This is a genomic window from Mesorhizobium sp. M0601, assembly GCF_040320845.1.
Taxonomy (GTDB): Bacteria; Pseudomonadota; Alphaproteobacteria; order Rhizobiales; family Rhizobiaceae; genus Mesorhizobium.
This window is the reverse complement of record NZ_JAMYQK010000004.1, coordinates 231,144-254,381: the sequence shown is the minus strand read 5'-3', so window position 1 is coordinate 254,381 and position 23,238 is coordinate 231,144. Positions and strand designations below refer to the sequence as shown.

The window sequence follows — 23,238 nt, the reverse complement described above, 5'->3', positions numbered from 1 at the left end:
TTTTCGTCCGCGCGGCGCGACAGTCCTCATCGATCTCAACAGGGCCTGATCATGACCGAAGCATTCCTTTCCCACATCGACAGCGAGCTTGAAGGACTGAAATCGGCCGGCCTTTACAAATCCGAACGGGTGATAACCTCGACCCAATCGGCCGAGATCGAGGTCGGCGGCGAGAAGGTGCTGAATTTCTGCGCCAACAATTATCTCGGCCTCGCCGACAGCGCCGAACTGCGCGAGGTGGCCAAGCAGGCGCTCGACCGGTACGGCTACGGCATGGCATCGGTGCGCTTCATCTGCGGCACGCAGGAAGAACACAAGCAGCTCGAGGCGACCATTTCTGACTTCCTCGGCATGGAGGACACCATCCTCTACGGCTCCTGCTTCGACGCCAATGGCGGCCTGTTCGAGACGCTGCTCGGCGAGGAGGATGCGGTCATCTCCGATGCGCTGAACCACGCCTCGATCATCGACGGGGTACGGCTGTCGAAGGCAAAGCGCTTCCGCTACGCCAACAACGACATGGCCGATCTGGAAGCGCGGTTGAAAGAGGCGCGCGACTGTCGGTTCCGGCTGATCGCCACCGACGGCGTGTTCTCGATGGATGGCATCATCGCCAATCTGAAAGGCGTCTGCGACCTCGCCGACAAATACGATGCGATGGTCATGGTCGACGACAGCCATGCTGTTGGCTTCGTCGGCAGGAACGGCCGTGGCTCGGCCGAACATTGCGGCGTCGAGGGCAGGGTGGACATCATCACCGGTACGCTGGGCAAGGCATTGGGTGGCGCGTCCGGCGGCTACACGTCGGGCAGGAAGCAGGTGGTCGACTGGCTGCGCCAGCGCTCGCGCCCCTATCTGTTTTCCAACACGCTGATGCCGGCGATCGCTGGCGCTTCGATCCGGGTTTTCGAGATGATCCGCAATGGCGATGCGTTGCGCCAGCGCCTATATGCCAATGCGGCGCGGTTTCGCTCCGAGATGGGCAAGCTCGGTTTTACTCTGGCCGGCGCCGACCATCCGATCATCCCGGTGATGCTGGGCGACGCGACGCTGGCGCAGGAAGTGGCGGCGCGGATGCTGAAGCGCGGCATCTATGTCATCGGCTTCTCGTTCCCGGTGGTGCCGAAGGGCCAGGCGCGCATCCGCACGCAGATGTCGGCCGCCCATTCCGGCGCCGACATCGAACGCGCGGTTGAGGCGTTCGCCGCAGTCGGTCGCGAACTCGGCGTGATTTCCTGAGCGGCCGGATCAAGAGATTCAAGCGACTAAGGTTCTGGGGACAAAAGAATGTCGAACATGATGAAGGCGCTGGTCAAGGCCAAGGCCGAGCCGGGCATCTGGATGGAAGAAGTGCCGGTGCCGGAAATCGGTCCGAACGACGTGCTGATCAAGATCAGGAAGACGGCGATCTGCGGCACCGACGTACACATCTACAATTGGGACAAGTGGGCGCAAAAGACCGTGCCGGTGCCGATGGTAACCGGTCACGAGTTTGTCGGCACCGTCGCCGATTTCGGCACGGCGGTGACCGAGTACAAACTCGGCCAGCGGGTTTCCGGAGAAGGCCATATCGTCTGCGGCCATTGCCGCAACTGCCGGGCGGGCAGGGGGCATCTGTGCCGCAACACGCTCGGCGTCGGCGTCAACCGGCCGGGCGCCTTTGGCGAATACCTTGCGATCCCGCAGCACAATGTCGTGCCCATCCCCGACGATGTGCCGGACGAGATCGCGGCAATCTTCGATCCTTTGGGCAATGCGGTTCACACCGCATTGTCCTTTGATCTCGTCGGCGAGGACGTGCTGGTCACCGGCGCCGGGCCGATCGGCATCATGGGTGCACTGGTGGCGCAGTGCGTTGGCGCGCGAAAAGTGGTCATCACCGACATCAACCCGGTGCGCCTGGCACTGGCGAAAAAGCTCGGCGTCCAGCATGTCGTCGATGCGTCGAAGGAAAAGCTGCGCGACGTGATGCCGGCGCTCGGCATGACCGAGGGTTTTGACGTCGGCCTTGAAATGTCGGGCGCCGCACCTGCCTTCCGCGACATGATCGACACCATGAACAATGGCGGCAAGATCGCCATTCTCGGCATCGCGCCGACCGGCTTCGAGATCGACTGGAACAAGGTCATCTTCAAGATGCTGCATCTGAAAGGCATCTACGGCCGCGAGATGTTCGAGACCTGGTACAAGATGATCGCGCTGGTGCAGGGTCCTCTCGACGTCAGCGGCCTGATCACCCACCGCATCGGCATCGACGACTATATTTCCGGCTTCGAAGCGATGAAGAGCGGCAATTCCGGCAAGGTGGTGATGGATTGGTGAGGCATATAGCGGTGCAAGATGGCGGATAGTGAGCACGGTCGCATCATTGCCTCGCAGGCAAAGATCGGACTGAAGCCCGCCGGATTTCAACGCAAAGGGAAGTCTCGAATCTGGATCGCCGATCGCGGCTTCTGGCTAAGTGTAGTCGAGTTCCAGCCCAGCTCTTGGTCCAAAGGCACTTACCTTAACGTAGCAGTCCACTGGCTCTGGGGTTCGCTCCCTGAAACAGTTACCTTCGATCGTCCTCAGCGCATTGGACAGTTCGTTCCGTTCGAGAGCCCGGCACAGTTTCTGCTCGCGGTTGATCAAATGGCCAAGAAGGCCGTCGAAATCGATCGGGTTCACCGATCAATGTTCCCTTCCGTGCAGGCGACAGCGACAATCCTCGTGAATGAATTGCAGCCGGGCGCCTACGGCGAGTGGGCGGCCTTCCACGCCGGGGTGGCGGCCGGTTTGGCTGGTGATTTTGAAACGGCAAGGCGGCTGTTTGAAAGCGCTCAGAGACATGCGGCTTCGCAGGCGCAGCTTCTCTTGGGCTACATCGATGATCCGATAGCATTTCGAAGCCGTGTCAGAGGCTTCATTGTAGCCGAACGCGCCTACTACGGTCTAGGAGCGTTACCTGCCGCAATAGCGATCTGATTTCTACGACGGTCAAACCCATGGAGGATTTCAACCCACTGTGAGTTTTGCCTCCAGCGCCGCTACCCCACTGACAATCGCCGCCCGCTCTTCCGCACCAAGCCTCTCCAGCAGCTCCCGCTCGAACTCCTTCGCCAGCGGCACCATTTCGCGATAGGCGGCAAGCCCCGCTTTGGTCAGCGTCAGATGCTCGACGCGACGGTCTTTCTCGTCTGGCGTGCGGGTCAGCCAGCGGCGCCGCTCGAGTTCGGCGACCGCGCGCGAAACCTTGGTCTTGTGCATGGCCGATTGCTCGCCGAGCGCCGTCGCCGTCATCGTGCCGTGCTGTCCAAGTCCCGCAAGCGTGCGCCATTCGGGCCGGGTCAGGCCGTGGCGGTCCTTGTATATCCTTGAGAATTCGCGGCTGACGGCATCGGCAAGCCGATAGAGCCGGTAAGGCAGGAAGGATTCCAGCTCGAGGATTTCCATGGTTGGCCCTGACTGGCATGCTGGCGGCTCATGCCGAAATCACCGTTGATGGTTACATTTTCAATGGTTACAAATGAAACCGGTATGGTCAACTCGGAGCATCCTTGCGGATGCGCAAACGATGCTCCGAGACCATGAATTCGGGAGGATTCCATGGCCTATTCCTACATGCCGGGTTTCGGCAACGACTTCGAGACCGAGACTCTGCCGGGCTCGCTGCCGCAAGGGCGAAACTCGCCGCAGCGGCCGGCCTACGGCCTCTATGCCGAGCAGCTTTCGGGCTCTCCTTTCACCGCGCCGCGCGGCACCAATGAGCGCTCCTGGCTTTATCGGATAAGGCCCAGCGTCAGGCACACCGGTCGCTTCAAAGCGGCGAATTATCCGCTTTGGAAAAGCGCGCCGAACGTCGGCGACCATCAGCTCGCACTCGGCCAGTATCGCTGGAGCCCCGTGCCGATGCCGAAGGAACCGACCGATTTCATCGCCGGCATGCGCTCGATCACCACCGCCGGCGACGTGCTCGGCCAGACCGGCATGGCGGCACACGTCTATGTCGCCAATCGCTCGATGGTCGACGATCATTTCTTCAACGCCGACGGCGAGTTGCTGGTCGTACCGCAGGTTGGAGCCTTGCGCTTCGTCACCGAGATGGGTGTTATCGAACTCAGGCCGGGCGAGATTGCCGTGCTGCCGCGCGGCCTGGTGTTCAAGGTCGAACTGGTCGATCCGCAAGTGCGCGGCTATGTCTGCGAGAATTACGGCGCCAAGCTGACGCTGCCGGATCGCGGCCCGATCGGCGCCAATTGCCTGGCCAATCCGCGCGATTTCAAGACGCCCTGCGCCTGGTTCGAGGACAAGGACACGCCCTGTCGGCTGATCGCGAAATGGTGTGGCCAGTTCCATGTCACCGAAATCGACCATTCGCCGCTGGATGTGGTGGCGTGGCACGGCAATTATTCGCCCTACAAATATGATCTTGCGACCTTTTCGCCGGTCGGTGCGATCCTGTTCGATCATCCCGATCCATCCATCTTCACCGTGCTGACCGCGCCGAGCGGCGAGGAAGGCACCGCCAATATCGATTTCGTCATCTTCCCGCCGCGCTGGCTGGTCGCCGAAGATACGTTCCGCCCGCCCTGGTATCACCGCAACATCATGAGCGAGTTCATGGGCCTCATACATGGTCAGTACGATGCCAAGGAAGAGGGCTTCGTGCCCGGCGGCATCAGCCTGCACAACATGATGCTGGCTCACGGACCCGATGCCTCTGGCTTCGAAAAAGCCTCGCGAGCGGAGCTGAAACCGGTCAAGCTCGACAACACCATGGCCTTCATGTTCGAGACACGCTTTCCGCAAATGGTGACCCGCTATGGCGCCGAGGTCGAAACCCGGCAGGACAATTACATCGACTGCTGGGCCGGCCTGAAGAAGCGCTTCAACGGCACGCCAGAGGGCGACTGGTCTTGAGCGCCGTCGCATGACGGATCGTCTGGTGCTTCTGGGTTCGAAGGGTGGCCCGGCGCTGCGGCCGGGCGGCCCGTGGCCGAGTTCGTCGCTGCTGGAGATTGGCGGCCGCACCATCGTCGTCGATTGCGGGCTGGGCGTAACGCGCGGGCTGACCGATGCCGGCATCAGCCTGAAGGCGCTCGACCTGATCTTCATCACGCATTTGCACTCCGACCATGTTCTGGAACTCGGACCTCTCATCCACACCGCCTGGACCGCCGGCCTGGCGGCGCCCGTCACTTTGTTCGGCCCGCCCGGCATCGGCCATTATTGGCAGCGCTTTTGCCAGGCAATGGAATTCGATATCGAGATCCGCATCGCCGATGAAGGCAGGCCGGATCTCCGCGACCAGGTTTCGATCGTCGAATTTGGTGAAGGCCAGGTGGCCGAAGAGCGCGGTCTCAAAATATCGGCGCTGCGCGTCGACCACCCGCCGGTGACGGATTGCTTTGCGCTGCGCTTCGATCATGCGGGGCAAGGCGCCGTCTTTTCGTCGGATACGGCGTTCTTTCCGCCATTGGCGGATTTCGCCCAAGGCGCCGACATACTGGTCCACGAGGCCATGCTGGAAGTGGGTATCGAGCGGCTGGTCGCGAAGACCGGCAACGGCGCAAGGCTGAGGGAACACCTGCTTGCCAGCCACAGCTTTGCCGAGGAGGCGGGCCGCATCGCCAGCGACGCAGGCGTCAAAAGACTGGTCGTCAACCACCTCATTCCGGCCGACGATCCCGAGATCGGCGAGGCCGACTGGATTGCCGCCGTCAGGAAAACATGGGCCGGCGACTTGACGATCGCCCGCGACGGCCTTGTTGTGGGGCTTGGGAGTGAGACGTGACCAAAGACAAGCTTTGGGAAGAGGTGGGCAAATCCGAGGAGACATCCTGGGCGCAGCTCTCCTTGTTTCTCGACAGAGTGGAAGACTTGCCGTCTTTTGTCCGGTTCCTCGATGCGTTGAGGAGGGATCGGGAAGACGCCGACCGCAAGGAGACTGCGATGCCGGGACCATCCGATCCCGGCTGGAACGGTTGGTACAACGGCTCGATCAGCACCTTTCTCGAATCGGCAGTCGCCTGGGCCGTCACCTGGACCGAAGACAGTCGGCGCGGCGACCCGGCGTTGCTGGCAAATGACAATCCCTGGAGAGCCGCGGCCAGAATTATCTATGCCGGCAAATACTACGAATAAACGCATAGGGAGGACGCATGAAGCTTGCCACATTGAAGGACGGGACGCGCGATGGAAAGCTCGTCGTCGTCTCGCGCGACCTGACGCGGTTTACCGATGCTTCGTTCCTGGTGCGCACGCTGCAGGCCGCGCTCGACGACTGGCATCGCATCGCCCCGCATCTCGCTGCCATGGCGGAATCGTTGGAAAACAATGCGGTACCGTCCGCCCGCTTTCACGAGCACGACGCCCATTCGCCGCTGCCGCGCGCCTACCAATGGGCCGACGGCTCGGCCTATGTGAACCATGTCGAGCTGGTGCGAAAGGCGCGCGGTGCCGAGATGCCGGCAAGCTTCTGGACCGATCCGCTGATCTACCAGGGCGGCTCGGACGCTTTCCTCGCACCGCGCGACCCGATCCGCATGGTCGACGACACCCTTGGCATCGACATGGAAGGAGAGGTCGCCGTCATCGTCGACGATGTGCCGATGGGCGCAAGCCTCGATGAGGCGCGGGCGGCGATCCGGCTGGTCATGCTGGTCAACGATGTAACGCTGCGCGGCCTGACCGGACCCGAGCTCGCCAAGGGGTTCGGCTTCTACCAGTCGAAACCGTCATCTGCCTTTTCGCCGGTTGCGGTGACGCCGGACGAGCTGGGCGATGCCTGGGACGGCGGCAAGGTCAGCCTGCCGCTGCTGGTCGATCTCAACGGCAAGCCGTTCGGCCGGGCGAACGCCGGCATCGACATGACCTTCGACTTTCCGGCGCTGATTGTTCACGCCGCAAAAACGCGGCCGCTGGCCACCGGCACCATCGTCGGTTCGGGCACCGTCTCCAACAAGCTCGACGGCGGGCCGGGCAAGCCTGTCTCGGCGGGCGGCGCCGGCTATTCCTGCGTCGCCGAGCTGCGTATGATCGAGACCATCGAAACCGGCGAACCGAAAACGCCGTTCCTGCGCTTTGGCGATAGCGTGCGCATCGAGATGAAGGACAGGGGTGGGCATTCGATCTTCGGCGCCATCGAGCAGAGGGTCGAGAAGTACGAGGGGGCAAGAGAATGACGGGCGAGACATTCTATCTGCTGTGCGGTGTCTGGGCCCTTGTCATGCTGGCGATCTTCATCCAGGCGATCCGCCTGAGCTATCGCATCGAGGCGCGCTCGCCCGGCCTGACCAACCGCAGCGGCCTGCCGCGCAAGGCGATGATGTTTCACACCGTCACCAACACGAATGTCGCGCTGGACCAGGAAACGCAAGCCATGCGGCGGCACATGATCGGGCTGCTGCTGATTGTTTTGGCTGGGTTTGCGCTTCTATGGGCGGGTGTGTCGCTATTCCGGGTCGCGCCGTGAAGTCATGGACCTGCTGAACCATTTCCGCCGCATGGCAGCCAACAATCTGTGGTCGAACGACCGGCTCTACCGCGCCGTGCTGCAGCTTGAGCCCGGCGAATTCGAAGCCGAACGGACGAGCTTCTTTCCGTCGATCAAGGCAACGCTGAACCACATCCTGGCGGTCGATCACCTCTATCTCGATTTTCTCGAAGAGGGCGGCGTCGGCGCCGCCGCCCATGACGATTTTGTGCCGTTCAATGATGCCAAGGCGCTTTTTGTTGCACAGGCGGAGGCCGATCGGCGGCTGATCGCCTTTTGCGGCCGCCTGTCGGCGGACGATCTCGAGCGCCGCGTTCTCACCGACCGGCGCGAGGACGGCATGATACCGGAACGGATCGGTGACCTGCTCGCCCATCTCTTCATCCACGACATCCATCATCGCGGCCAGGTGCACGCGATGCAGTCCGGCACCTCGGTGAAACCGCCGCAACTCGACGAGTTTTTCCTCGATTATGATCTGACACTCAGGAAAGCCGAGGTCGAGAGGTTGGTGCTCGAAGGTCGCAATTAGTTGTAGTTACGAAAATTATTGACTTAATTATTGTAGGTACATAAATTCTGATGAAGATCGTTTGGAACGAACCAAAACGGTTGGCCAACATTGACAGGCACGGCGTGGATTTTGCGGCGCTTGGTGACGAGTTTTTTCTTGCCTCGACAATCCGCACTGCCAAGGCCGGACGTCTCATGGCAATTGGCGGGATCATCGATGGCATCGTTGCGGTGGTTGCCCGGCTCGGTTCCGAGGGCATCTCGATAATTTCGGTGCGCCCGGCAAGTCCCGCGGAAAGGAGATTGTTCAATGGCAAAGCGTAAGGTGCGCACCGAGTTCGAAGCTGGTCGCGGCTACAGCAAAGAAGATTGGGAAGCCGTTTCGGAGAATCCGGAATGGACAGAGGAGGATTTTCGAAACGCTCGTCCTTTCGCCGAAGCGTTCCCTGAGCTTGCCGAAAGCATTCGCCGTTCGCGCGGCCGGCCGGCTCTCGATAATCCGAAGAAGCAGGTAACACTCCGTCTCGACAGTGACGTAGTCGCCCGCTTTCGTGCCGGCGGCCCCGGCTGGCAGAGCCGCATCAACGAGATTCTGCGCAAAGCCGCCGGCCTCGCCAAATAGACGTTTGCCTGTGACAGCGTCATTTGGCATACCCGTCCCATTCGGGACCGAGTTCGTCAAAATCGTCGGCAATCCTGATTTTGCCCTTCATGGCGCCGATGCGAGGGAGGGACTCGGGCACGGCCGGCGGCACGAGGCGAGCCGCGACTTTGCCGTAACGGGTAATCACAATCTCTTCGCCAGCTTCCGCGCGGTTGACGAGTTCCGACAATCTTGCCTTGGCCTCTGCGATTGGAATGTTCATGGCCAGAGTCTGAGCTACTACTGACCGAATCGCAAGAAGTCTGGTGCAGCCTACTCCGCCGCCTGCACCTTCAGCACGCCGCGCTTGATCTGGTCTTGCTCGATCGATTCGAACAAAGCGCGGAAGTTGCCCTCGCCAAAGCCTTCGTCGCCCTTCCTCTGGATGAACTCGAAGAAGATCGGGCCGATCACCGTCTTGGAAAAGATCTGCAGCAGGATCTTGGTGGTGCCGCCATCGACGACGCCTTCGCCGTCGATCAGGATGCCGTGCTTTTTCATGCGCTCGATCGGCTCTTCGTGCCCATTCACGCGGGCATAAGACATGTCGTAATAGGTCTCGGGCGGGCCCGGCATGAACTTCAGGCCGTTGGCGGCCAGCCTGTCGGTGGCGCCGTAGATGTCGTCGGTGCCGACGGCGATGTGCTGGATGCCCTCGCCATTATACTTCTTCAGATATTCGGCGATCTGGCTGGTCTCGTCCTTGGACTCGTTCAGCGGAATGCGGATCTTGCCGCAGGGCGAGGTGATGGCGCGGCTGACCAGGCCGGTAATCTTGCCGTCGATGTCGAAGAAATGGATCTGCTTGAAGCCGAACAGGTCGCGATAGAAATCCCACCATTTGTCCATCTGGCCGCGATAGACATTGTGGGTGAGGTGGTCGAGGTAATAGAAGCCGACGCCTTCCGGCTTCGGGTCACGCTCGCCCAGCCAGTCGAACTCGGCGTCGTAAGCCGAGCCCTTCTCGCCGTAGGTTTCGATGAAATAGAGCAGCGATCCGCCGATACCGACGATCGCCGGCACATCGAGCGTCTTGTCGTTGCCTTCATAGGGCGTCGCGCCCTTGGCCACCGCGTGATCGAAGGCATGCCTTGCATCGACCACCCGCCACGCCATCGAGGCGGCGCAAGGGCCGTGCTTGTCGACGAATTTCATGGCATGCGAGCCGGGTTCGGCATTGACGACATAGTTGATGTCGCCCTGCCGCCAGACGGTGATGTCCTTGCTGCGGTGCTTGGCCACCGGCACATAGCCCATGCGGGTGAACAGTTCGGCGAGCTTTTCCGGTTTGGCATGCGCGAATTCGACGAACTCGAAGCCGTCGGTACCGGCGGGATTGGTTTTGCTGATCGTGGCGGGCGGTGCGTCGTGCGGGAAGGGACCCATGGCAGTGTCCTCCAAAGCTGTTGTTGGCCGGGAAAAGCCATCTCAACACAATGATAACGCGGACGCGGTGCATGGTGCTTGCATTCAAACGCTTGAAATGATCAGATAATGCGTGAATTGTGCATATGTTTGGAAAAATCCATGGATGACGCGCGCATCGACCGGTTTGACCGCAAGATAATGGCTCTGCTGCAGGGCGATGCACGGCTGACCAACAACGATCTGTCGGAACGGGTGAACCTGTCGGCGTCGCAATGCTCGCGTCGTCGCCAGCGGCTGGAGGAGGACGGCTATATCAAGGGCTACCGGGCGGTGCTCGACCGCGACAAGCTCGGTTTTTCCCTGGTCAATGTCATCTCGGTGACGCTCGCCACCCACAACCGCGACAATGCGCGGCGCTTCGGCGAATTGGTGGCGCGGCTGCCGCAAGTGCAGGAAGCGCACGCGCTGACCGGCGAGATGGATTATATATTGAAAGTGGTGACGCCCGACCTCAAATCATTGTCGGAGTTCGTCAACGGCGTGCTGCTGCCGCACGAATCGGTGCAGCATGTGAAGACGGCGATCGTGCTTGAGACATTGAAGGAAACCGGCGCGCTGCCGATTTAGCCCAGACGGCTTTTCGTTAGATATGGCGGAGGGACAGCACCCAGGACAGCACCCCCCTCTGGCCTGTCGGCCATCTCCCCCTCAAGTGGGGAGATTGGCAGCTCTGACCTCGCTGCCCACTCCGCAACGCTGAAAATTGGCGAAAGCCAACGCGACATCCAATCTCCCCACTTGAGGGGGAGATGTCCGGCAGGACAGAGGGGGGTGTGAAGGATCGCCACAGTGCGGAACTTGACTTCTTCCGCTCGGAACGTGAGGCCGTTCACCCCTTCGACTGCTTGATCAGCCCATAGAGATTGGTGCAGCGGGCGCCGGAGCGGCAATAGGCGAAGACCGGGCTTTCGAGTTCGTCAAGCGCCTCGGCCTGGTCTTCGACATTCTCGGCGGTGATCTGGCCGCTGATGACAGGGATGTAGCGGAAGGCGAGCCCGGCGCCCTCGACTGCCGCTTTGACGGTGTCGGCCGATGGCTGGCCGGGCTGCTCGTCGTCTGGCCGGTTGCAGATCACGCTCTTGAAGCCGGCGGCCTTGATGGTCGCGACATCTTCGGGCTGGATCTGGCCGGAGACCGAATAGTCCTCGCTGATCTGACGGTATTCCATGGCTGGGGTCCTCACAATCTGGCTAGCGGCAGTCTTGCCACTCCCGGACCCGGTCGGCAACCGCCATTAGATAGAAATCCGGCCGGGCAATTTCAGCCCGACCGGATGGAGTGACTAGACAGCTCAGCTGCCGAGGATCGCGCCTTTGATCTGGGCGATGTTGTTGTGCATCAGGTCGATATAGGTCGCGGCCGGGCCGTCGGGCTGCGACAACGCATCGGAATAGAGCGTGCCGCCCACCTTGATGCCGGTCTCGCTGGCGATCTGCTCGATCAGCCGCGGGTTGGTGATGTTCTCGACGAAGATCGCCGCCGCCTTGTCCTGCTTCACCTGGCTGACCAGCTTGGCGACGTCGGCGGCGGAGGGCTCCGACTCGGTCGACACGCCTTCCGGGGCCAGGAACGTCAAGCCGTAGGCCTGCTCGAAATAGCCGAAGGCGTCATGCGAGGTGATGACGACGCGCTTCTCCTGCGGGATCGACTGGATCGCCGCCTGCACTTCGCCCTCAAGCGCCTCGAGCTTTTGCGTATAAGCGGCTGCATTGGCCTTGTAGCTGTCGCAACCCGCAGCGTCGGCCGTGCAAAAGGCGTCGGCGATGTTCTTCACATAGATCTTGGCATTGGCGATCGACTGGAAGGCATGCGGATCGGTGACCGTCTTGCCGCCATCGGTTTCCGCGCCTTCGGCGGCATCGGCCTCGGCGAATTCGGGTTTGAAATTGATCGGCGTGACCCCCTTGGTCAGCACGGCAATCGAAGCCTTGGTGGCGCTGGCGTCGACCAGGCGCTGCAGAAAACCTTCGAAATGCAGGCCGTTGACCAGCACGATGTCGGCCTTGGCCATCGTCACAGCATCGGCGGGGCTCGGCTCGTAGACGTGGGCGTCGCCGTCCGGCCCGACGATGGTGGTCAGATCGATGCGGTCGCCGCCGACATTCTTGGCGAAATCGGCGATGATCGTGAAGCTGGCGACCACTTTCAACGGCTCTGCGAAGGCCGAAGATGCGCCAAAGGCGGTTAATGTTATAACGCTCACGGCCAAAGCGGCGCGGATCGATTTCAGCATGGACAGTTTCTCCTTGTTGGGATCAGGCAGTTCTGTGGCGGTGATGGACGATGCGGGCGCGCAGGATGCCGCGCGTGCCGAACAGGATCGAGGCGAAATAGACGACGCCGGCGGACAGGATGATGGCCGGGCCGGAGGGCAATGACGCATGGTAGGACAACAGCAGCCCGGCAATGCAGGAGGCAAAGCCGATTACTGTGGCCAGCACGCACATCGGCTCGACGCGCGAGGTCCAGAAGCGGGCCGCCGCTGCCGGCAGCATCATCAGCCCGACCGACAGCAAGGTGCCGAGCGCCTGGAAGCCGCCGACGAGGTTGAGCACGACGAGGCCGAGAAAGATGAAATGCACCGGGCTGCCCATCCGGCTGACCGAGCGCAGGAACAAAGGGTCGAGGCATTCGGCGACCAGCGCCCGCCAGAAGGTGGCGAGGCTGACCAGCGTCACCACGACGATGCCGCCGATCAGCGTCAGCGCCTCGTTGTTGAGCGCCAGCACGGTGCCGAACAGCACATGCATGAGATCGACGCTGGAGCCGCGGATCGACACCATGAGCACGCCGATGGCCAGCGAAATCAGGTAGAAGGCCGCCATCGAGGCGTCCTCGCGCTGGATGGTGAAGCGCGAGACGGCGCCGGCGCCGAGCGCCACGATGATGCCGGCGATCAGTCCGCCGATCGTCATCGGCAGGATCTCCAGGCCATAGAACAGGAAGCCGGCGGCGGCACCCGGCAGGATGGCATGCGCCATGGCATCGCCGGACAGGCTCATGCGCCGCAGCATCAGGAACACGCCGACCGGGCAGGCGCCGAGCGACAGCATCATCGAACCGGCAAGCGCCCGCTGCATGAAGGCGTAGTCGGCGAAAGGAGCGACGAACAGACCGTAAAGCACCTCCATCATGCTGCCCTCGGCCCGGAGCCGTGATAATGCTCGTGGTCATGGCTGTGCTCGTGGCCACCGTGCTCGTGATCATGCTCGCCGGGCTCACACCATGGCGCGTTGTCCTCCCAGGCTTCGTGGAAGCGGCGCGCGCGCAACAGATTCTCAGGCCGCAGCGTCTCTTTGGTCTCGCCCCAGGCGATCGGCTGGCGCGCCAGGAGCAGTGTTTCGGGGAAATTCTGCCGCACCAGATCGAGATCGTGGACCACAACCATGATCGTGCGTTCCTCGCCGTGCCAGCGCTTGATCAGCGCGATCAGGTCGCCGACCGTCTTGGCATCGACGGCGTTGAACGGCTCGTCGAGCAGGATGAGCTCGGCATCCTGCAACAGCACGCGGGCAAACAGCGTGCGCTGCAGCTGGCCGCCCGACAGTGTGTCGATCGGGCGCTTCTCGAAGCCGCCGAGGCCGACGGCCATCAGCGCCTTGCTGACCGAGTCGCGGTCTTCCCTCGTATAACGGCCGAGCATGCCGCGCCGCGGCCACAGGCCAAGCGAAACCAGGTCGACGACCCGGGCCGGAAAGGAGCGGTCGAGCTCCGATTGCTGCGGCAGATAGGCGGCGCGTACGCCGGGCGCCCGGATCACCGCGCCGGCCATCGGCTTCAGGACGCCGACAATGCCCTTCATCAGCGTCGACTTGCCGGAGCCGTTGGCGCCGACGACCGCCGTCAGCGATCCCTTGCGGATCGTACCATTGAGGTGGTGGACCGCAGGATGGCTATTGTAGCCCAGCGTCAGGTCGCGGAAGGTCAGGCAGGTTTGGCTCATGTGACGATCCATGGGGCGATGATCGGTGCTGCAGGGGCGGATTCGATATGTGATGTTATTACATTAGTCAACAAGCCAATCGGGCGGAATTGCGGCCGGGCCGTCTTGTTGTGTGCTTTGGCTTGGCTCAAGAAGTTCCGCTCGAGCGGCCTTGCCCCCGGCGAACCCGGCCCCTAAACAGGCGCAGCGACAAGAGGAGAAGGAATATCCAATGAGCATTCGTCGTATCGATGTAGGCCCGCGCATGAGCCAGATCGTCATCCACGGCAACACCGTCTATCTGGCCGGTCAGGTCGGCAAGCCGGGCGGAAACGTCGGTGCCCAGACCAGGGACATTCTGGCGGCGATCGACGAATTGCTGGCCAAGGCCGGCACCGACAAAACCAAGATCCTGCAGGCGATCATCTGGCTGGCCGACATGAGCACCTTTGCCGAGATGAACGCGGAGTGGGACAAATGGGTGCCGCAAGGCAACACGCCGGCCCGCGCCACCGGCGAAGCGAAACTTGCCGGACCGGAATATCTGGTCGAGATTATTGTTACCGCGGCGATTTGAGGGTCTTTACCCTCCCCCTCGAGGGGAGGGTCGGCGAGTAGTCGGAGCGAAGCGGAGACTGCGAGACGGGGTAGGGTCGGCGAGGTTGCACCGACCCCACCCCGCGTCACAAAATGCCGCCATGCGGCAATTTGCTCCGCGACCCTCCCCTCGAGGGGGAGGGTTACCCCCTTGACGGCGTGAACCGCGCCACCAGCGTGTGGTTCTCTGCCGCATAGGTGAACCGGACATGGGTGACGGGGTGCTCGGCGCTCCATGTCCGCCGCTCGATCACCAGGCACGGCGCACCGGTCTGGATGTCGAGCGCCGCCGCGATGTGCTTTTCGGCGGCAACGGCGCGAATCCGATGCTCGGCGGCACTCCACGGCACGCGCCCGATCAGCCACGGACCGGGCGCCGTGTCGAAAAACGCCTCTTCGACAGCCTCCGGCACGGCGGCCAGATTGATCAGCCGCTGCTCGTGGGCGAACGGCCGCTTGCCGGCGAAATGCCGGCATTCCAGCACCAGCACCGGCCCGGCGACGTCGAGTTCCAGCAGGGCGCGGTCGTCGGCGCTGCTGCGCCTTCTGTTTCGCGCCATGCGCTCATAGCGGTAGGGCAGGCCAAGTGCCTCGACCTCGATCCGGATGTCGTGGATTTCGAGAACGGCTGCCTGCGACTGCGGCTGGCGGACAAAACTGCCCGAGCGACGCCGGCGCTCGATCAGCCCGGCCTTGGCCAGTTGCGACAGGGCCTTGTTCACTGTCATGCGCGAACATCTGTATTCGGCCGTCAGTTCATGCTCGAACGGGATGCGGTGGCCGGGCGCCCAGGCACCCGACAGGATCCGTTCGCTGATGTCCGACAGGATGCGCTGGTGCAGCGAAAGAACCTCGCCGCCGTCCGCGCTTCCGGAATCCGCGCTTATTGTCCCGATCATGCTCATGCCGAAAGCGCCGTCATCACCTTGCGGAAGCGCTCGGCGATGGCATCGCGCCTGGCATGCATGCCGCCGCTGACCAGTTTCTTGCCATACACCCAGACGCAATCGACCTTGGTGCCGTTGGCAAAAATCCAGGCATCAAGGATTGCATCGCCCGTCTTGCCGGCCAGCGATGGATGCTTGCCGTCGAGCGAGACGAAATCGGCCGAGGCACCTGCTGCGATCTGCGAGAGGCCGGCGCCCAACGCGGCACTGCCACCATCGAGCGCTGCATCGAACAAAGCACGGCCGGTCGAGCCACCGGCCACCGCCAGCACGTTGCGGGCGCGGTGGGCGAGGCGCTGCGAATATTCGAGCTGCCGCAACTCGTCCGGCAGGCCGATCAGTACGTTTGAATCCGAGCCGATGCCGAAGCGGCCGCCATGCTGCATGAACAAGGACGCGGCAAAGGTGCCGTCGCCGAGATTGGCCTCGGTGATCGGGCAGAGGCCGGCAACGGCGCCGCTTTTCGTCATTTGCACCGTCTCGGTCTCGGTCATGTGCGTAGCGTGGATGAGACACCAGCGCCGGTCGACCTTGGCGTTGGCAAGCAGCCATTCGACCGGCCGCGCCCCGGACCAGGCAAGGCAGTCCTCGACCTCCTTCATCTGCTCGGCGATGTGGATGTGGATCGGCCCCTCCGGCGCCATCACCGTGATGTCTTCCAGTTCCTCCGGTGTCACGGCACGCAGGCTGTGCGGGGCGACGCCGACGACGCCTTGATTCAGCGCGCGAATGGAGTCTCGGCATTTGTCAACAAGCCGCGAGAACTGGTTCACATCGTTGATGAACCGGCGCTGGCCTTCATTTGGCGCAGCGCCGCCGAAAGAGGAATGCGCGTAGGACACGGGCAGCAAAGTCAGCCCGATGCCTGTCTCGGACGCTGCGGCAACAATGCGCTGCGCCATCTCGGCGATGTCAGCATAGGGCCGGCCATCACGGTCGTGGTGGAGATAGTGAAACTCGCCGACGCGCGAGAACCCGGCCTCCAGCAACTCGACATAAAGCTGGGCCGCGACCGCCTCGACCTGGTCCGGCGTCATCGACAGCGCGAAACGGTACATCACCTCGCGCCAGCTCCAGAAACTGTCGGCGGAAGGGCCGCGCAATTCAGCAAGGCCGGCCATGCCGCGCTGGAAGGCATGGCTGTGCAGGTTCGGCATGCCGGACAAAAGGATGGCACGGCGCTCGTCGCCGGGCAGGAGCGAGGTATTCGCCTCGACCGTGGCGATCCTGCCGTCGGAGATGACGATCCGCACATTGCTGTGCCAGCCGTCGGGCAGAAGCGCCTGTTCTGCAAAGATTGCTGTCACGTTTTTCTCCAAATCCCGGTCTGCCGTGCGATGATAGCGCTTGCAGTGCCTTTTCATATGTATATACATAATCGTCACCTATTGAAACGGAAAAGATGATGGCTGCAGAGAGCAAAAGCCGGGCAGGGGAGGTTCGCCTCTGGCGCAATGCGCGCCTCGCGACCATGGCCGAAAGCAGCCCCGGGTCAGGCGTTGTCGAGCACGGTGCAATCGCCGTGCGCAATGGCCGGATCGTCTATGCCGGGCCGGAAGCCGACATGCCGGCAGCGCTCCGCCCCAGAGCACTTGGCAAAGACGCCGAGGCGACCGACTGCGAAGGCCGCTGGATTACGCCCGGCCTGATCGACTGCCACACCCATCTGGTTCACGCCGACAACCGTGCCAATGAATTCGAGATGCGGCTGGCCGGCGCTACCTATGAAGAGGTTGCCAAGGCGGGCGGCGGCATCGTTTCCTCGGTCAAGGCACTGCGCGCCGCCGGCGAGGACGAGCTGGTCGCCCAGTCGCTGCCGCGCCTCGATGCGCTGATCGCCGAAGGCGTCACCACCGTCGAGATCAAATCCGGCTACGGTCTCGACCTCGAAAACGAGAAGAAGTCGCTGCGCGCCGCACGACGGCTCGGCGGTGAGCGGCCGGTGACGGTCAGGACCACTTTCCTCGGTGCTCATGCACTGCCGCCCGAAGCAAAAGGCGACAAGGACGCTTTTATCGATCTTGTCGCCAACGAGATTTTGCCGGCCGTCGCTGCCGAGGGCCTGGCCGATGCCGTCGACGGCTTTTGCGAAGGCATTGCCTTTTGGCCGGAGCAGATCGCCCGCGTGTTCGATGCCGCAAAGGCTGCGGGCCTGCCGGTCAAGCTCCATGCGGACCAGCTGTCCAATCTGCACGGCGCCGAACTTGCGGCGCGCTATGGTGCGCTATCGGCCGACCACCTCGAATACACCGACGAGGCCGGTGCGGCGGCGATGGCGAAGGCCGGAACCGTGGCGACCATCCTGCCCGGCGCCTACTACTTCATCCGCGAGACCAAGAAGCCGCCGATCGCCTTGTTTCGCCAGCATGGCGTCAGGATGGCCGTTGCCACCGACAACAATCCCGGCACGTCGCCGCTGACCTCGCTGCTGCTGACCATGAACATGGCCGCGACGTTGTTCGGCCTGACCGTCGATGAATGCCTTGCCGGCGTTACCCGCGAGGCTGCCCGCGCGCTCGGGCTGCTTGGACAGACCGGCACGCTGGAGGCCGGAAAATCCGCCGATCTGGCGATCTGGAACGTCGAGCGCCCGGCCGAACTCGTCTACCGCATGGGCTTCAACCCGCTGCATGCCCGCATCTGGAGGGGACAATGACCGAACTCAAGCTAAGGCCGGGCAATGCCACGCTGGCCGATTGGCGCGCCATCTATCGCGGCGCCGCACTGAGGCTCGACGATGCCTGCCGGCCGAAGATCAAGGCCAGCGCCGAGGCCGTCGCCAGGATCGTCGCCAAGGGCGAGCCGGTCTATGGCATCAATACCGGCTTCGGCAAGCTGGCCAGCGTCCGCATCCCCGCCGCCGATCTGGAAACGTTGCAGCGAAACATCGTGCTGTCCCATGCTGCCGGCGTCGGCGAGCCGATGCCCGTCGCAATCTGCCGGCTGATGATGGCGCTGAAGCTGGCCAGCCTGGCACAGGGCGCCTCCGGCGTGCGGCCGCGGACGATCGAACTGCTCGAGGCGATGCTGGCCAACGACGTTATCCCCGTGGTGCCGGCGCAAGGCTCGGTCGGCGCTTCCGGCGACCTTGCGCCGCTGTCGCACATGACCGCCGTGATGATCGGCGTCGGCGAGTGCTTTACCCCGCATGGCCGCTTTCCCGCCAAGGTCGCCTTCGTTTCGCACGGCCTGGAGCCGGTGACACTGGGTGCCAAGGAAGGCCTGGCGCTGCTCAACGGCACCCAGTTTTCGACCGCCTATGCGCTTGCCGCTTTGTTCGAGGCGGAAGTGCTCTACCAGTCGGCACTGGTCGCCGGCGCGCTGTCGACCGATGCCGCCAAGGGCTCCGACGCTCCGTTCGATCCACGCATCCATCTGCTCAGGAAACATCGCGGCCAGATCGAGACGGCCGAGGCGTTGCGCAATTTGATGGCCGGCAGCGCCATCCGTGAATCGCACCGCGTCGGCGACGAGCGTGTGCAGGATCCGTATTGCCTGCGCTGCCAGCCGCAGGTGATGGGCGCAGCGCTCGACGTGCTCCGCAAGGCCGCCGAGACGCTCGGCACCGAGGCCAACGGCGTCACCGACAATCCGCTGATCTTTGCCGAGGACGACTCCGCACTTTCGGGCGGCAATTTCCATGCCGAGCCGGTCGCCTTCGCCGCCGACATGATCGCACTCGCCGTCTGCGAGATCGGCTCGCTGTCGGAGCGGCGCATCGCTATGCTGGTCGATCCGGCGCTGTCGGGCATGCCGGCCTTTCTCACGCCCAAGCCGGGTCTGAATTCCGGTTTCATGATCCCTCAGGTCACGGCGGCAGCACTGGTTTCTGAAAACAAGCAAAAGGCCTATCCGGCCAGCGTCGATTCGATCCCGACCTCGGCCAACCAGGAAGACCACGTCTCGATGGCGGCGCATGGCGCGCGCCGCCTCATCGGCATGGTCGAGAATGCGACGGCCGTCATCGGCATCGAATTGCTGGCCGCCGCGCAAGGCTGCGATTTCCACGCACCGCTGGCCTCGAGCGCGGCACTGGAGGCGGTGCGCCGGCTGGTCAGGGCAGAGGTGCCGCATCTCGACAACGACCGGCACTTCCACCCCGACATGGAGAAGGCCATCGCCATGATACGCAGCGGCGCGGCGGTGAAGGCCGCGGGTGCGGTGAAACTGCCGGGCGTTGCGTCATGAGGCGGTGTACCGTCACAGGCCGCGTTCTGTCGCGCCCCCCTCTGTCCTGCCGGACATCTCCCCCACAAGGGGGGAGATTGGCCATCATCGAGTCTTTCGCCAATCTCCAACGTTGCAGGATTGAGCGAAGCGGCGAAGCTACCGATCTCCCCCCTCGTGGGGGAGATGTCCGGCAGGACAGAGTGGGGCGCTGTCCCGCCAACCTCAGCCCGGCAACAAAAAACCCGCCTCAAAGGCGGGTCGTCGGGCCGAATCAGCACCATACCGAATTTAGTAGCATAGCTGCCGGCACAAAGCAAGAACAAAATGCGTTGCGAGCGATAAAAACCGAAGTCGGTGTTCAAGGACGATTGCAAAGTCGCGTTCCTTCGCGCGGAGACTTCCGATGACCTCACCCTCCTGGCTCACCGTCACCCAAGGCACAGCACCCCTGCTGGTTTCGATCCCGCATACCGGCATCGATCTCGCCGGCCTCGACAGCCGGCTGGTCTCGCCCTGGCTCGGCCGCCGTGACGCCGACTGGTGGATCGACAAGCTTTATGACTTCGCCGAGAGCCTCGGCGCGACGGTCGTGCATACGGCGATTTCGCGCACCGTTATCGACGTCAACCGCGATCCGTCCGGCGTTTCGCTCTATCCCGGCCAGACGACGACCGGGCTCTGCCCGACAGAGACCTTTGACGGCGATCAGCTCTACCGCAAGGGCGGAGAGCCGGAACCGTCTGAGATCGACGAACGCCGCGAGAAGTTCTTCGTACCCTATCATGCGGCTCTGCAGGCCGAGATCGACAGGCTGCGCGCTTTGCACGGAAAAATCGTCGTCTATGACTGCCATTCGATCCGCTCGGTGCTGCCGCGCCTTTTCGAAGGCAAATTGCCGGTCTTCAATCTCGGCACCAATGACGGCAAGAGCGCCGATCCGACGCTGCAAGCGACGGTTGGCCAGATCCTCGCCGAAACCGGCGAGAGCTACGTCGTCAACGGCCGCTTCAAGGGCGGCTGGATCACGCGCCATTTCGGCCAGCCGCAAGCCGGCGTCCACGCGCTGCAGATGGAACTCTCCAACCGCGGCTATATGCGCGAGCCCGAAGGCAAGGGCGAACCGGCTAACTGGCCGGTGCCTTACGAGGCCGAATTCGCGGCGCCGATCCGCGTCACGCTGAAGAAGATCCTGGAAACCGCGATCGCCTGGGCCGAACGCTGACGCGCGGTGCACCTCACTCGAAAGGGACAATCATGACCGATCCTCGCCACAACATCCGTGAAGTGCGCAGCCCGCGCGGCAGCGAGCTCAACGCCCGCACCTGGCTGACGGAAGCGCCGTTGCGCATGCTGATGAACAATCTCGACCCAGACGTCGCCGAAAACCCCAACGAGTTGGTCGTCTATGGCGGCATCGGCCGGGCGGCGCGCACCTGGAACGATTTCGACCGCATCGTTGCCTCGCTGAAGACGCTTGGCGACGACGAGACGCTGTTGGTGCAATCGGGCAAGCCGGTCGGCGTGTTCCGCACTCATCCTGACGCCCCGCGCGTGCTGATCGCCAACTCGAATCTCGTGCCGCACTGGGCGACATGGGAGAAATTCAACGAGCTCGATAAAAAGGGCCTGATGATGTACGGCCAGATGACGGCCGGCTCGTGGATTTACATCGGCACGCAAGGCATCGTGCAGGGCACCTACGAGACCTTCGTCGAAGCCGGCCGCCAGCACTATGGCGGCAATCTCAGGGGCAAATGGATCCTGACCGGCGGCCTCGGCGGCATGGGCGGTGCCCAGCCGCTCGCCGCGGTCATGGCCGGCGCCTGCTGCCTGGCGGTCGAATGCGATCCCGACCGCATCGATTTCCGGCTGCGCACCCGCTATGTCGATGAGCGCGCCGACACGCTTGACGAGGCTCTGGAAAAGATCGAGCGCTGGACCAAAGCCGGTGAGGCGAAATCGGTTGGCCTGGTCGGCAACGCCGCCGACATCCTGCCGGAACTGGTGCGGCGCGGCGTGCGCCCTAACATCGTCACCGATCAGACCTCGGCGCATGACCCGCTCAATGGCTATCTGCCCAAGGGCTGGTCGCTGGCCGAGTGGCGCGAGAAACGCACCTCCGACCCGAAGGCCGTCGAAAAAGCTGCCCGCGCGTCGATGCGCGAGCATGTCGAGGCGATGGTGGCGTTCTGGAATACCGGCGTGCCGACGCTCGACTACGGCAACAACATCCGCCAGGTGGCGAAGGAGGAGGGGTTCGAGAATGCTTTTGCCTTCCCGGGTTTCGTGCCGGCTTACATCCGTCCGCTGTTTTGCCGCGGCATCGGCCCGTTCCGCTGGGCAGCGCTTTCCGGCGATCCCGAGGATATCTACAAGACCGACGCCAAGGTGCGCGAGCTGACCCCCGGCAACACCCATCTTCACAACTGGCTCGACATGGCGCGTGAGCGCATCGCCTTCCAGGGCCTGCCGGCGCGCATCTGCTGGGTTGGGCTTGGCGATCGCCACCGGCTCGGCCTCGCCTTCAACGAGATGGTCGCCAGGGGCGAACTGAAGGCGCCGGTGGTCATTGGCCGCGATCACCTCGATTCCGGCTCGGTCGCCTCGCCGAACCGCGAGACGGAGGCGATGAAGGACGGCTCCGATGCCGTCTCCGACTGGCCGTTGCTCAATGCCTTGCTCAACACGGCGTCCGGCGCCACCTGGGTGTCGCTGCACCATGGCGGCGGCGTCGGCATGGGCTTTTCGCAGCATGCCGGCATGGTCATCGTCGCCGACGGCACGCCCGAGGCGGCCAAGCGCCTGGAGCGGGTTCTGTGGAACGATCCGGCGACCGGCGTCATGCGCCACGCCGATGCCGGCTATGACATCGCGATCGAGTGCGCCCGGGAGAACCAGCTCAACCTGCCCGGCATTTTGGGCTGAGCCGCGCCTTGCGCATCCTTCGGGCAGCCGAATACCGGTCGATGCCGTGGAAGAACGGCGGCGGGGTGACGACGGAGATTGCCGTCTCGCCGCCAGGTGCCGGGCTCGACGATTTCGACTGGCGCGTCTCGATGGCGCTGGTCGAGGGCGGCGGCCCATTTTCCGGATTTGCCGGCGTCGACCGGACCTTGGCGTTGCTGGAAGGCGAGGGCATGATCCTCGACATCGCCGGCCGGCTACCGGTTGAAATCACCAAGGCTTCCGCACCGCTTGCCTTTCCGGCCGACGTGCCGACGCAAGCCACGCTGATCGCCGGTCCGATCACCGACCTCAACGTCATGACCCGCCGCGCCCGGGCGATCCACACGGTCGAGCGCCTGCTGATTTCGGCTCCGACGGAGATCCAGGCCGAAGCCGATGAAACACTCATCCTGTGCGTCGACGGCGAACTCAGCGTGGCCGGCGCGGCGCCCATGCAACTGGGGCCGCTCGATGCGCTGTTGCTTGGGGCGCAAGCGCCGGAACTGCGCCTGGATCCGGTCCGGCCGGCCATGCTGTTCGTGATCCGCATCGACCGCATTGCCGGCAACGATTAACGTCTGTTTCCAAACATGATCGT

Annotated in this window: 27 protein-coding genes; 18 read left to right on the top strand and 9 right to left on the bottom strand. The window is 63.2% G+C overall.

The features are described 5' to 3' along the window. Positions 1 to 51: 51 nt before the first annotated feature. From NKI41_RS06980 to NKI41_RS06970, 3 genes are read left to right on the top strand one after another with little or no spacing between them, the layout of a single operon-like run. Entirely contained in the window at positions 52 to 1,239 is a 1,188-nt protein-coding gene (locus tag NKI41_RS06980; RefSeq protein ID WP_352617758.1) for a glycine C-acetyltransferase, read from the top strand. A 48-nt stretch (positions 1,240 to 1,287) separates the two neighbouring features. Continuing rightward, a complete protein-coding gene (gene tdh, locus NKI41_RS06975; RefSeq protein WP_352473633.1) occupies positions 1,288 to 2,322 on the top strand; it encodes an L-threonine 3-dehydrogenase in 1,035 nt (344 codons plus the stop codon). Between the two features lie 18 nt (positions 2,323 to 2,340). Continuing rightward, positions 2,341 to 2,964, top strand: a complete 624-nt coding sequence (locus NKI41_RS06970; protein WP_352473634.1) for a DUF4304 domain-containing protein — start codon at positions 2,341 to 2,343, stop codon at positions 2,962 to 2,964. A gap of 30 nt (positions 2,965 to 2,994) precedes the next feature. On the opposite strand, the gene NKI41_RS06965 is transcribed toward NKI41_RS06970, so the two are convergent. Beyond that, positions 2,995 to 3,432, bottom strand: coding sequence for a MarR family winged helix-turn-helix transcriptional regulator (locus NKI41_RS06965; RefSeq protein WP_352473669.1), 438 nt, complete (start codon positions 3,430 to 3,432; stop codon positions 2,995 to 2,997). A 153-nt stretch (positions 3,433 to 3,585) separates the two neighbouring features. Here NKI41_RS06965 and hmgA point away from each other — a divergent pair, with 153 nt between their 5' ends. The 8 genes from hmgA to NKI41_RS06925 are packed head-to-tail and all read left to right on the top strand — an operon-like array spanning position 3,586 to position 8,609. After that, positions 3,586 to 4,899, top strand: a complete 1,314-nt coding sequence (gene hmgA / locus NKI41_RS06960; RefSeq protein ID WP_352682145.1) for a homogentisate 1,2-dioxygenase — start codon at positions 3,586 to 3,588, stop codon at positions 4,897 to 4,899. Positions 4,900 to 4,909: 10 nt separating this feature from the next. Continuing rightward, a complete protein-coding gene (locus NKI41_RS06955; RefSeq protein WP_352682144.1) occupies positions 4,910 to 5,773 on the top strand; it encodes an MBL fold metallo-hydrolase in 864 nt (287 codons plus the stop codon). Next, entirely contained in the window at positions 5,770 to 6,123 is a 354-nt protein-coding gene (locus tag NKI41_RS06950) for a hypothetical protein (RefSeq protein ID WP_352682142.1), read from the top strand. The genes NKI41_RS06955 and NKI41_RS06950 overlap by 4 nt, the downstream gene beginning before the upstream one ends. Before the next feature lie 17 nt (positions 6,124 to 6,140). After that, complete coding sequence (locus NKI41_RS06945) at positions 6,141 to 7,163, top strand: fumarylacetoacetate hydrolase family protein (protein WP_352682140.1); 1,023 nt, start codon at positions 6,141 to 6,143, stop codon at positions 7,161 to 7,163. After that, complete coding sequence (locus NKI41_RS06940; protein ID WP_352682138.1) at positions 7,160 to 7,453, top strand: hypothetical protein; 294 nt, start codon at positions 7,160 to 7,162, stop codon at positions 7,451 to 7,453. The genes NKI41_RS06945 and NKI41_RS06940 overlap by 4 nt, the downstream gene beginning before the upstream one ends. A gap of 4 nt (positions 7,454 to 7,457) precedes the next feature. Beyond that, positions 7,458 to 8,006, top strand: a complete 549-nt coding sequence (locus tag NKI41_RS06935) for a DinB family protein (protein WP_352682136.1) — start codon at positions 7,458 to 7,460, stop codon at positions 8,004 to 8,006. 50 nt (positions 8,007 to 8,056) lie between these two features. Then, positions 8,057 to 8,311 carry a BrnT family toxin gene (locus tag NKI41_RS06930; RefSeq protein ID WP_352682134.1) on the top strand — a complete coding sequence of 85 codons (255 nt, stop codon included), beginning with the start codon at positions 8,057 to 8,059 and terminating at the stop codon, positions 8,309 to 8,311. Then, positions 8,298 to 8,609 carry a BrnA antitoxin family protein gene (locus NKI41_RS06925; protein WP_352457131.1) on the top strand — a complete coding sequence of 104 codons (312 nt, stop codon included), beginning with the start codon at positions 8,298 to 8,300 and terminating at the stop codon, positions 8,607 to 8,609. The genes NKI41_RS06930 and NKI41_RS06925 overlap by 14 nt, the downstream gene beginning before the upstream one ends. Positions 8,610 to 8,628: 19 nt before the next feature. Here NKI41_RS06925 and NKI41_RS06920 read toward each other — a convergent pair whose 3' ends face one another. Beyond that, the gene (locus NKI41_RS06920; RefSeq protein WP_352682132.1) at positions 8,629 to 8,853 is read right to left on the bottom strand and encodes a type II toxin-antitoxin system Phd/YefM family antitoxin; all 225 of its coding nucleotides are present in this window, start codon (positions 8,851 to 8,853) and stop codon (positions 8,629 to 8,631) included. Between the two features lie 50 nt (positions 8,854 to 8,903). Beyond that, the gene (gene hppD, locus NKI41_RS06915) at positions 8,904 to 10,016 is read right to left on the bottom strand and encodes a 4-hydroxyphenylpyruvate dioxygenase (RefSeq protein WP_352682130.1); all 1,113 of its coding nucleotides are present in this window, start codon (positions 10,014 to 10,016) and stop codon (positions 8,904 to 8,906) included. Between the two features lie 141 nt (positions 10,017 to 10,157). On the opposite strand from hppD, the gene NKI41_RS06910 reads away from it, so the two are divergent. Next, entirely contained in the window at positions 10,158 to 10,625 is a 468-nt protein-coding gene (locus tag NKI41_RS06910) for an Lrp/AsnC family transcriptional regulator (protein WP_352682128.1), read from the top strand. A 262-nt stretch (positions 10,626 to 10,887) separates the two neighbouring features. Here NKI41_RS06910 and NKI41_RS06905 read toward each other — a convergent pair whose 3' ends face one another. From NKI41_RS06905 to aztA, 4 genes are all read right to left on the bottom strand, one after another. Then, positions 10,888 to 11,226, bottom strand: coding sequence for a protein tyrosine phosphatase family protein (locus NKI41_RS06905; RefSeq protein WP_352473646.1), 339 nt, complete (start codon positions 11,224 to 11,226; stop codon positions 10,888 to 10,890). Between the two features lie 123 nt (positions 11,227 to 11,349). Continuing rightward, positions 11,350 to 12,291 (bottom strand): zinc ABC transporter substrate-binding protein AztC, encoded by a 942-nt coding sequence (gene aztC / locus NKI41_RS06900; RefSeq protein ID WP_352473647.1) that lies wholly within the window; start codon positions 12,289 to 12,291, stop codon positions 11,350 to 11,352. A gap of 22 nt (positions 12,292 to 12,313) precedes the next feature. Further along, the gene (gene aztB / locus NKI41_RS06895) at positions 12,314 to 13,189 is read right to left on the bottom strand and encodes a zinc ABC transporter permease AztB (protein WP_352542391.1); all 876 of its coding nucleotides are present in this window, start codon (positions 13,187 to 13,189) and stop codon (positions 12,314 to 12,316) included. Further along, positions 13,189 to 14,001 carry a zinc ABC transporter ATP-binding protein AztA gene (gene aztA / locus NKI41_RS06890; protein ID WP_352682126.1) on the bottom strand — a complete coding sequence of 271 codons (813 nt, stop codon included), beginning with the start codon at positions 13,999 to 14,001 and terminating at the stop codon, positions 13,189 to 13,191. Before aztA ends, aztB begins: the two co-directional genes overlap by 1 nt. A 211-nt stretch (positions 14,002 to 14,212) precedes the next feature. On the opposite strand from aztA, the gene NKI41_RS06885 reads away from it, so the two are divergent. After that, positions 14,213 to 14,557 (top strand): RidA family protein, encoded by a 345-nt coding sequence (locus NKI41_RS06885; RefSeq protein ID WP_023674415.1) that lies wholly within the window; start codon positions 14,213 to 14,215, stop codon positions 14,555 to 14,557. Between the two features lie 163 nt (positions 14,558 to 14,720). On the opposite strand, the gene hutC is transcribed toward NKI41_RS06885, so the two are convergent. Both hutC and NKI41_RS06875 read right to left on the bottom strand, forming a co-directional pair. Beyond that, positions 14,721 to 15,482 carry a histidine utilization transcriptional repressor HutC gene (gene hutC / locus NKI41_RS06880; protein WP_352682124.1) on the bottom strand — a complete coding sequence of 254 codons (762 nt, stop codon included), beginning with the start codon at positions 15,480 to 15,482 and terminating at the stop codon, positions 14,721 to 14,723. Beyond that, entirely contained in the window at positions 15,479 to 16,831 is a 1,353-nt protein-coding gene (locus NKI41_RS06875; protein ID WP_352682122.1) for a formimidoylglutamate deiminase, read from the bottom strand. Before NKI41_RS06875 ends, hutC begins: the two co-directional genes overlap by 4 nt. Before the next feature lie 98 nt (positions 16,832 to 16,929). On the opposite strand from NKI41_RS06875, the gene hutI reads away from it, so the two are divergent. From hutI to NKI41_RS06850, 5 genes are all read left to right on the top strand, one after another. After that, positions 16,930 to 18,180 carry an imidazolonepropionase gene (gene hutI / locus NKI41_RS06870; RefSeq protein ID WP_352682120.1) on the top strand — a complete coding sequence of 417 codons (1,251 nt, stop codon included), beginning with the start codon at positions 16,930 to 16,932 and terminating at the stop codon, positions 18,178 to 18,180. Further along, positions 18,177 to 19,712, top strand: coding sequence for a histidine ammonia-lyase (gene hutH / locus NKI41_RS06865; protein ID WP_352473653.1), 1,536 nt, complete (start codon positions 18,177 to 18,179; stop codon positions 19,710 to 19,712). The genes hutI and hutH overlap by 4 nt, the downstream gene beginning before the upstream one ends. Positions 19,713 to 20,097: 385 nt before the next feature. Beyond that, positions 20,098 to 20,916, top strand: coding sequence for an N-formylglutamate deformylase (hutG, locus tag NKI41_RS06860; RefSeq protein WP_352473654.1), 819 nt, complete (start codon positions 20,098 to 20,100; stop codon positions 20,914 to 20,916). A 32-nt stretch (positions 20,917 to 20,948) separates the two neighbouring features. Beyond that, positions 20,949 to 22,619 carry a urocanate hydratase gene (hutU, locus tag NKI41_RS06855; RefSeq protein WP_352682117.1) on the top strand — a complete coding sequence of 557 codons (1,671 nt, stop codon included), beginning with the start codon at positions 20,949 to 20,951 and terminating at the stop codon, positions 22,617 to 22,619. A gap of 8 nt (positions 22,620 to 22,627) precedes the next feature. Then, positions 22,628 to 23,215, top strand: coding sequence for a HutD/Ves family protein (locus NKI41_RS06850; protein WP_352682115.1), 588 nt, complete (start codon positions 22,628 to 22,630; stop codon positions 23,213 to 23,215). The last annotated feature ends 23 nt before the right edge of the window (positions 23,216 to 23,238 follow it).

Excerpts from the sequence above, each read along its gene's own strand:
- NKI41_RS06980 (WP_352617758.1), top strand. The coding sequence starts at position 52 with ATGACCGAAGCATTCCTTTCCCACATCGACAGCGAGCTTGAAGGACTG.
- tdh (WP_352473633.1), top strand. The coding sequence starts at position 1,288 with ATGTCGAACATGATGAAGGCGCTGGTCAAGGCCAAGGCCGAGCCGGGC.
- NKI41_RS06970 (WP_352473634.1), top strand. The coding sequence starts at position 2,341 with ATGGCGGATAGTGAGCACGGTCGCATCATTGCCTCGCAGGCAAAGATC.
- NKI41_RS06965 (WP_352473669.1), bottom strand. The coding sequence starts at position 3,432 with ATGGAAATCCTCGAGCTGGAATCCTTCCTGCCTTACCGGCTCTATCGG.
- hmgA (WP_352682145.1), top strand. The coding sequence starts at position 3,586 with ATGGCCTATTCCTACATGCCGGGTTTCGGCAACGACTTCGAGACCGAG.
- NKI41_RS06955 (WP_352682144.1), top strand. The coding sequence starts at position 4,910 with ATGACGGATCGTCTGGTGCTTCTGGGTTCGAAGGGTGGCCCGGCGCTG.
- NKI41_RS06945 (WP_352682140.1), top strand. The coding sequence starts at position 6,141 with ATGAAGCTTGCCACATTGAAGGACGGGACGCGCGATGGAAAGCTCGTC.
- NKI41_RS06940 (WP_352682138.1), top strand. The coding sequence starts at position 7,160 with ATGACGGGCGAGACATTCTATCTGCTGTGCGGTGTCTGGGCCCTTGTC.
- NKI41_RS06935 (WP_352682136.1), top strand. The coding sequence starts at position 7,458 with ATGGACCTGCTGAACCATTTCCGCCGCATGGCAGCCAACAATCTGTGG.
- NKI41_RS06930 (WP_352682134.1), top strand. The coding sequence starts at position 8,057 with ATGAAGATCGTTTGGAACGAACCAAAACGGTTGGCCAACATTGACAGG.
- NKI41_RS06925 (WP_352457131.1), top strand. The coding sequence starts at position 8,298 with ATGGCAAAGCGTAAGGTGCGCACCGAGTTCGAAGCTGGTCGCGGCTAC.
- NKI41_RS06920 (WP_352682132.1), bottom strand. The coding sequence starts at position 8,853 with ATGAACATTCCAATCGCAGAGGCCAAGGCAAGATTGTCGGAACTCGTC.
- hppD (WP_352682130.1), bottom strand. The coding sequence starts at position 10,016 with ATGGGTCCCTTCCCGCACGACGCACCGCCCGCCACGATCAGCAAAACC.
- NKI41_RS06910 (WP_352682128.1), top strand. The coding sequence starts at position 10,158 with ATGGATGACGCGCGCATCGACCGGTTTGACCGCAAGATAATGGCTCTG.
- NKI41_RS06905 (WP_352473646.1), bottom strand. The coding sequence starts at position 11,226 with ATGGAATACCGTCAGATCAGCGAGGACTATTCGGTCTCCGGCCAGATC.
- aztC (WP_352473647.1), bottom strand. The coding sequence starts at position 12,291 with ATGCTGAAATCGATCCGCGCCGCTTTGGCCGTGAGCGTTATAACATTA.
- aztB (WP_352542391.1), bottom strand. The coding sequence starts at position 13,189 with ATGGAGGTGCTTTACGGTCTGTTCGTCGCTCCTTTCGCCGACTACGCC.
- aztA (WP_352682126.1), bottom strand. The coding sequence starts at position 14,001 with ATGAGCCAAACCTGCCTGACCTTCCGCGACCTGACGCTGGGCTACAAT.
- NKI41_RS06885 (WP_023674415.1), top strand. The coding sequence starts at position 14,213 with ATGAGCATTCGTCGTATCGATGTAGGCCCGCGCATGAGCCAGATCGTC.
- hutC (WP_352682124.1), bottom strand. The coding sequence starts at position 15,482 with ATGAGCATGATCGGGACAATAAGCGCGGATTCCGGAAGCGCGGACGGC.
- hutI (WP_352682120.1), top strand. The coding sequence starts at position 16,930 with ATGGCTGCAGAGAGCAAAAGCCGGGCAGGGGAGGTTCGCCTCTGGCGC.
- hutH (WP_352473653.1), top strand. The coding sequence starts at position 18,177 with ATGACCGAACTCAAGCTAAGGCCGGGCAATGCCACGCTGGCCGATTGG.
- hutG (WP_352473654.1), top strand. The coding sequence starts at position 20,098 with ATGACCTCACCCTCCTGGCTCACCGTCACCCAAGGCACAGCACCCCTG.
- hutU (WP_352682117.1), top strand. The coding sequence starts at position 20,949 with ATGACCGATCCTCGCCACAACATCCGTGAAGTGCGCAGCCCGCGCGGC.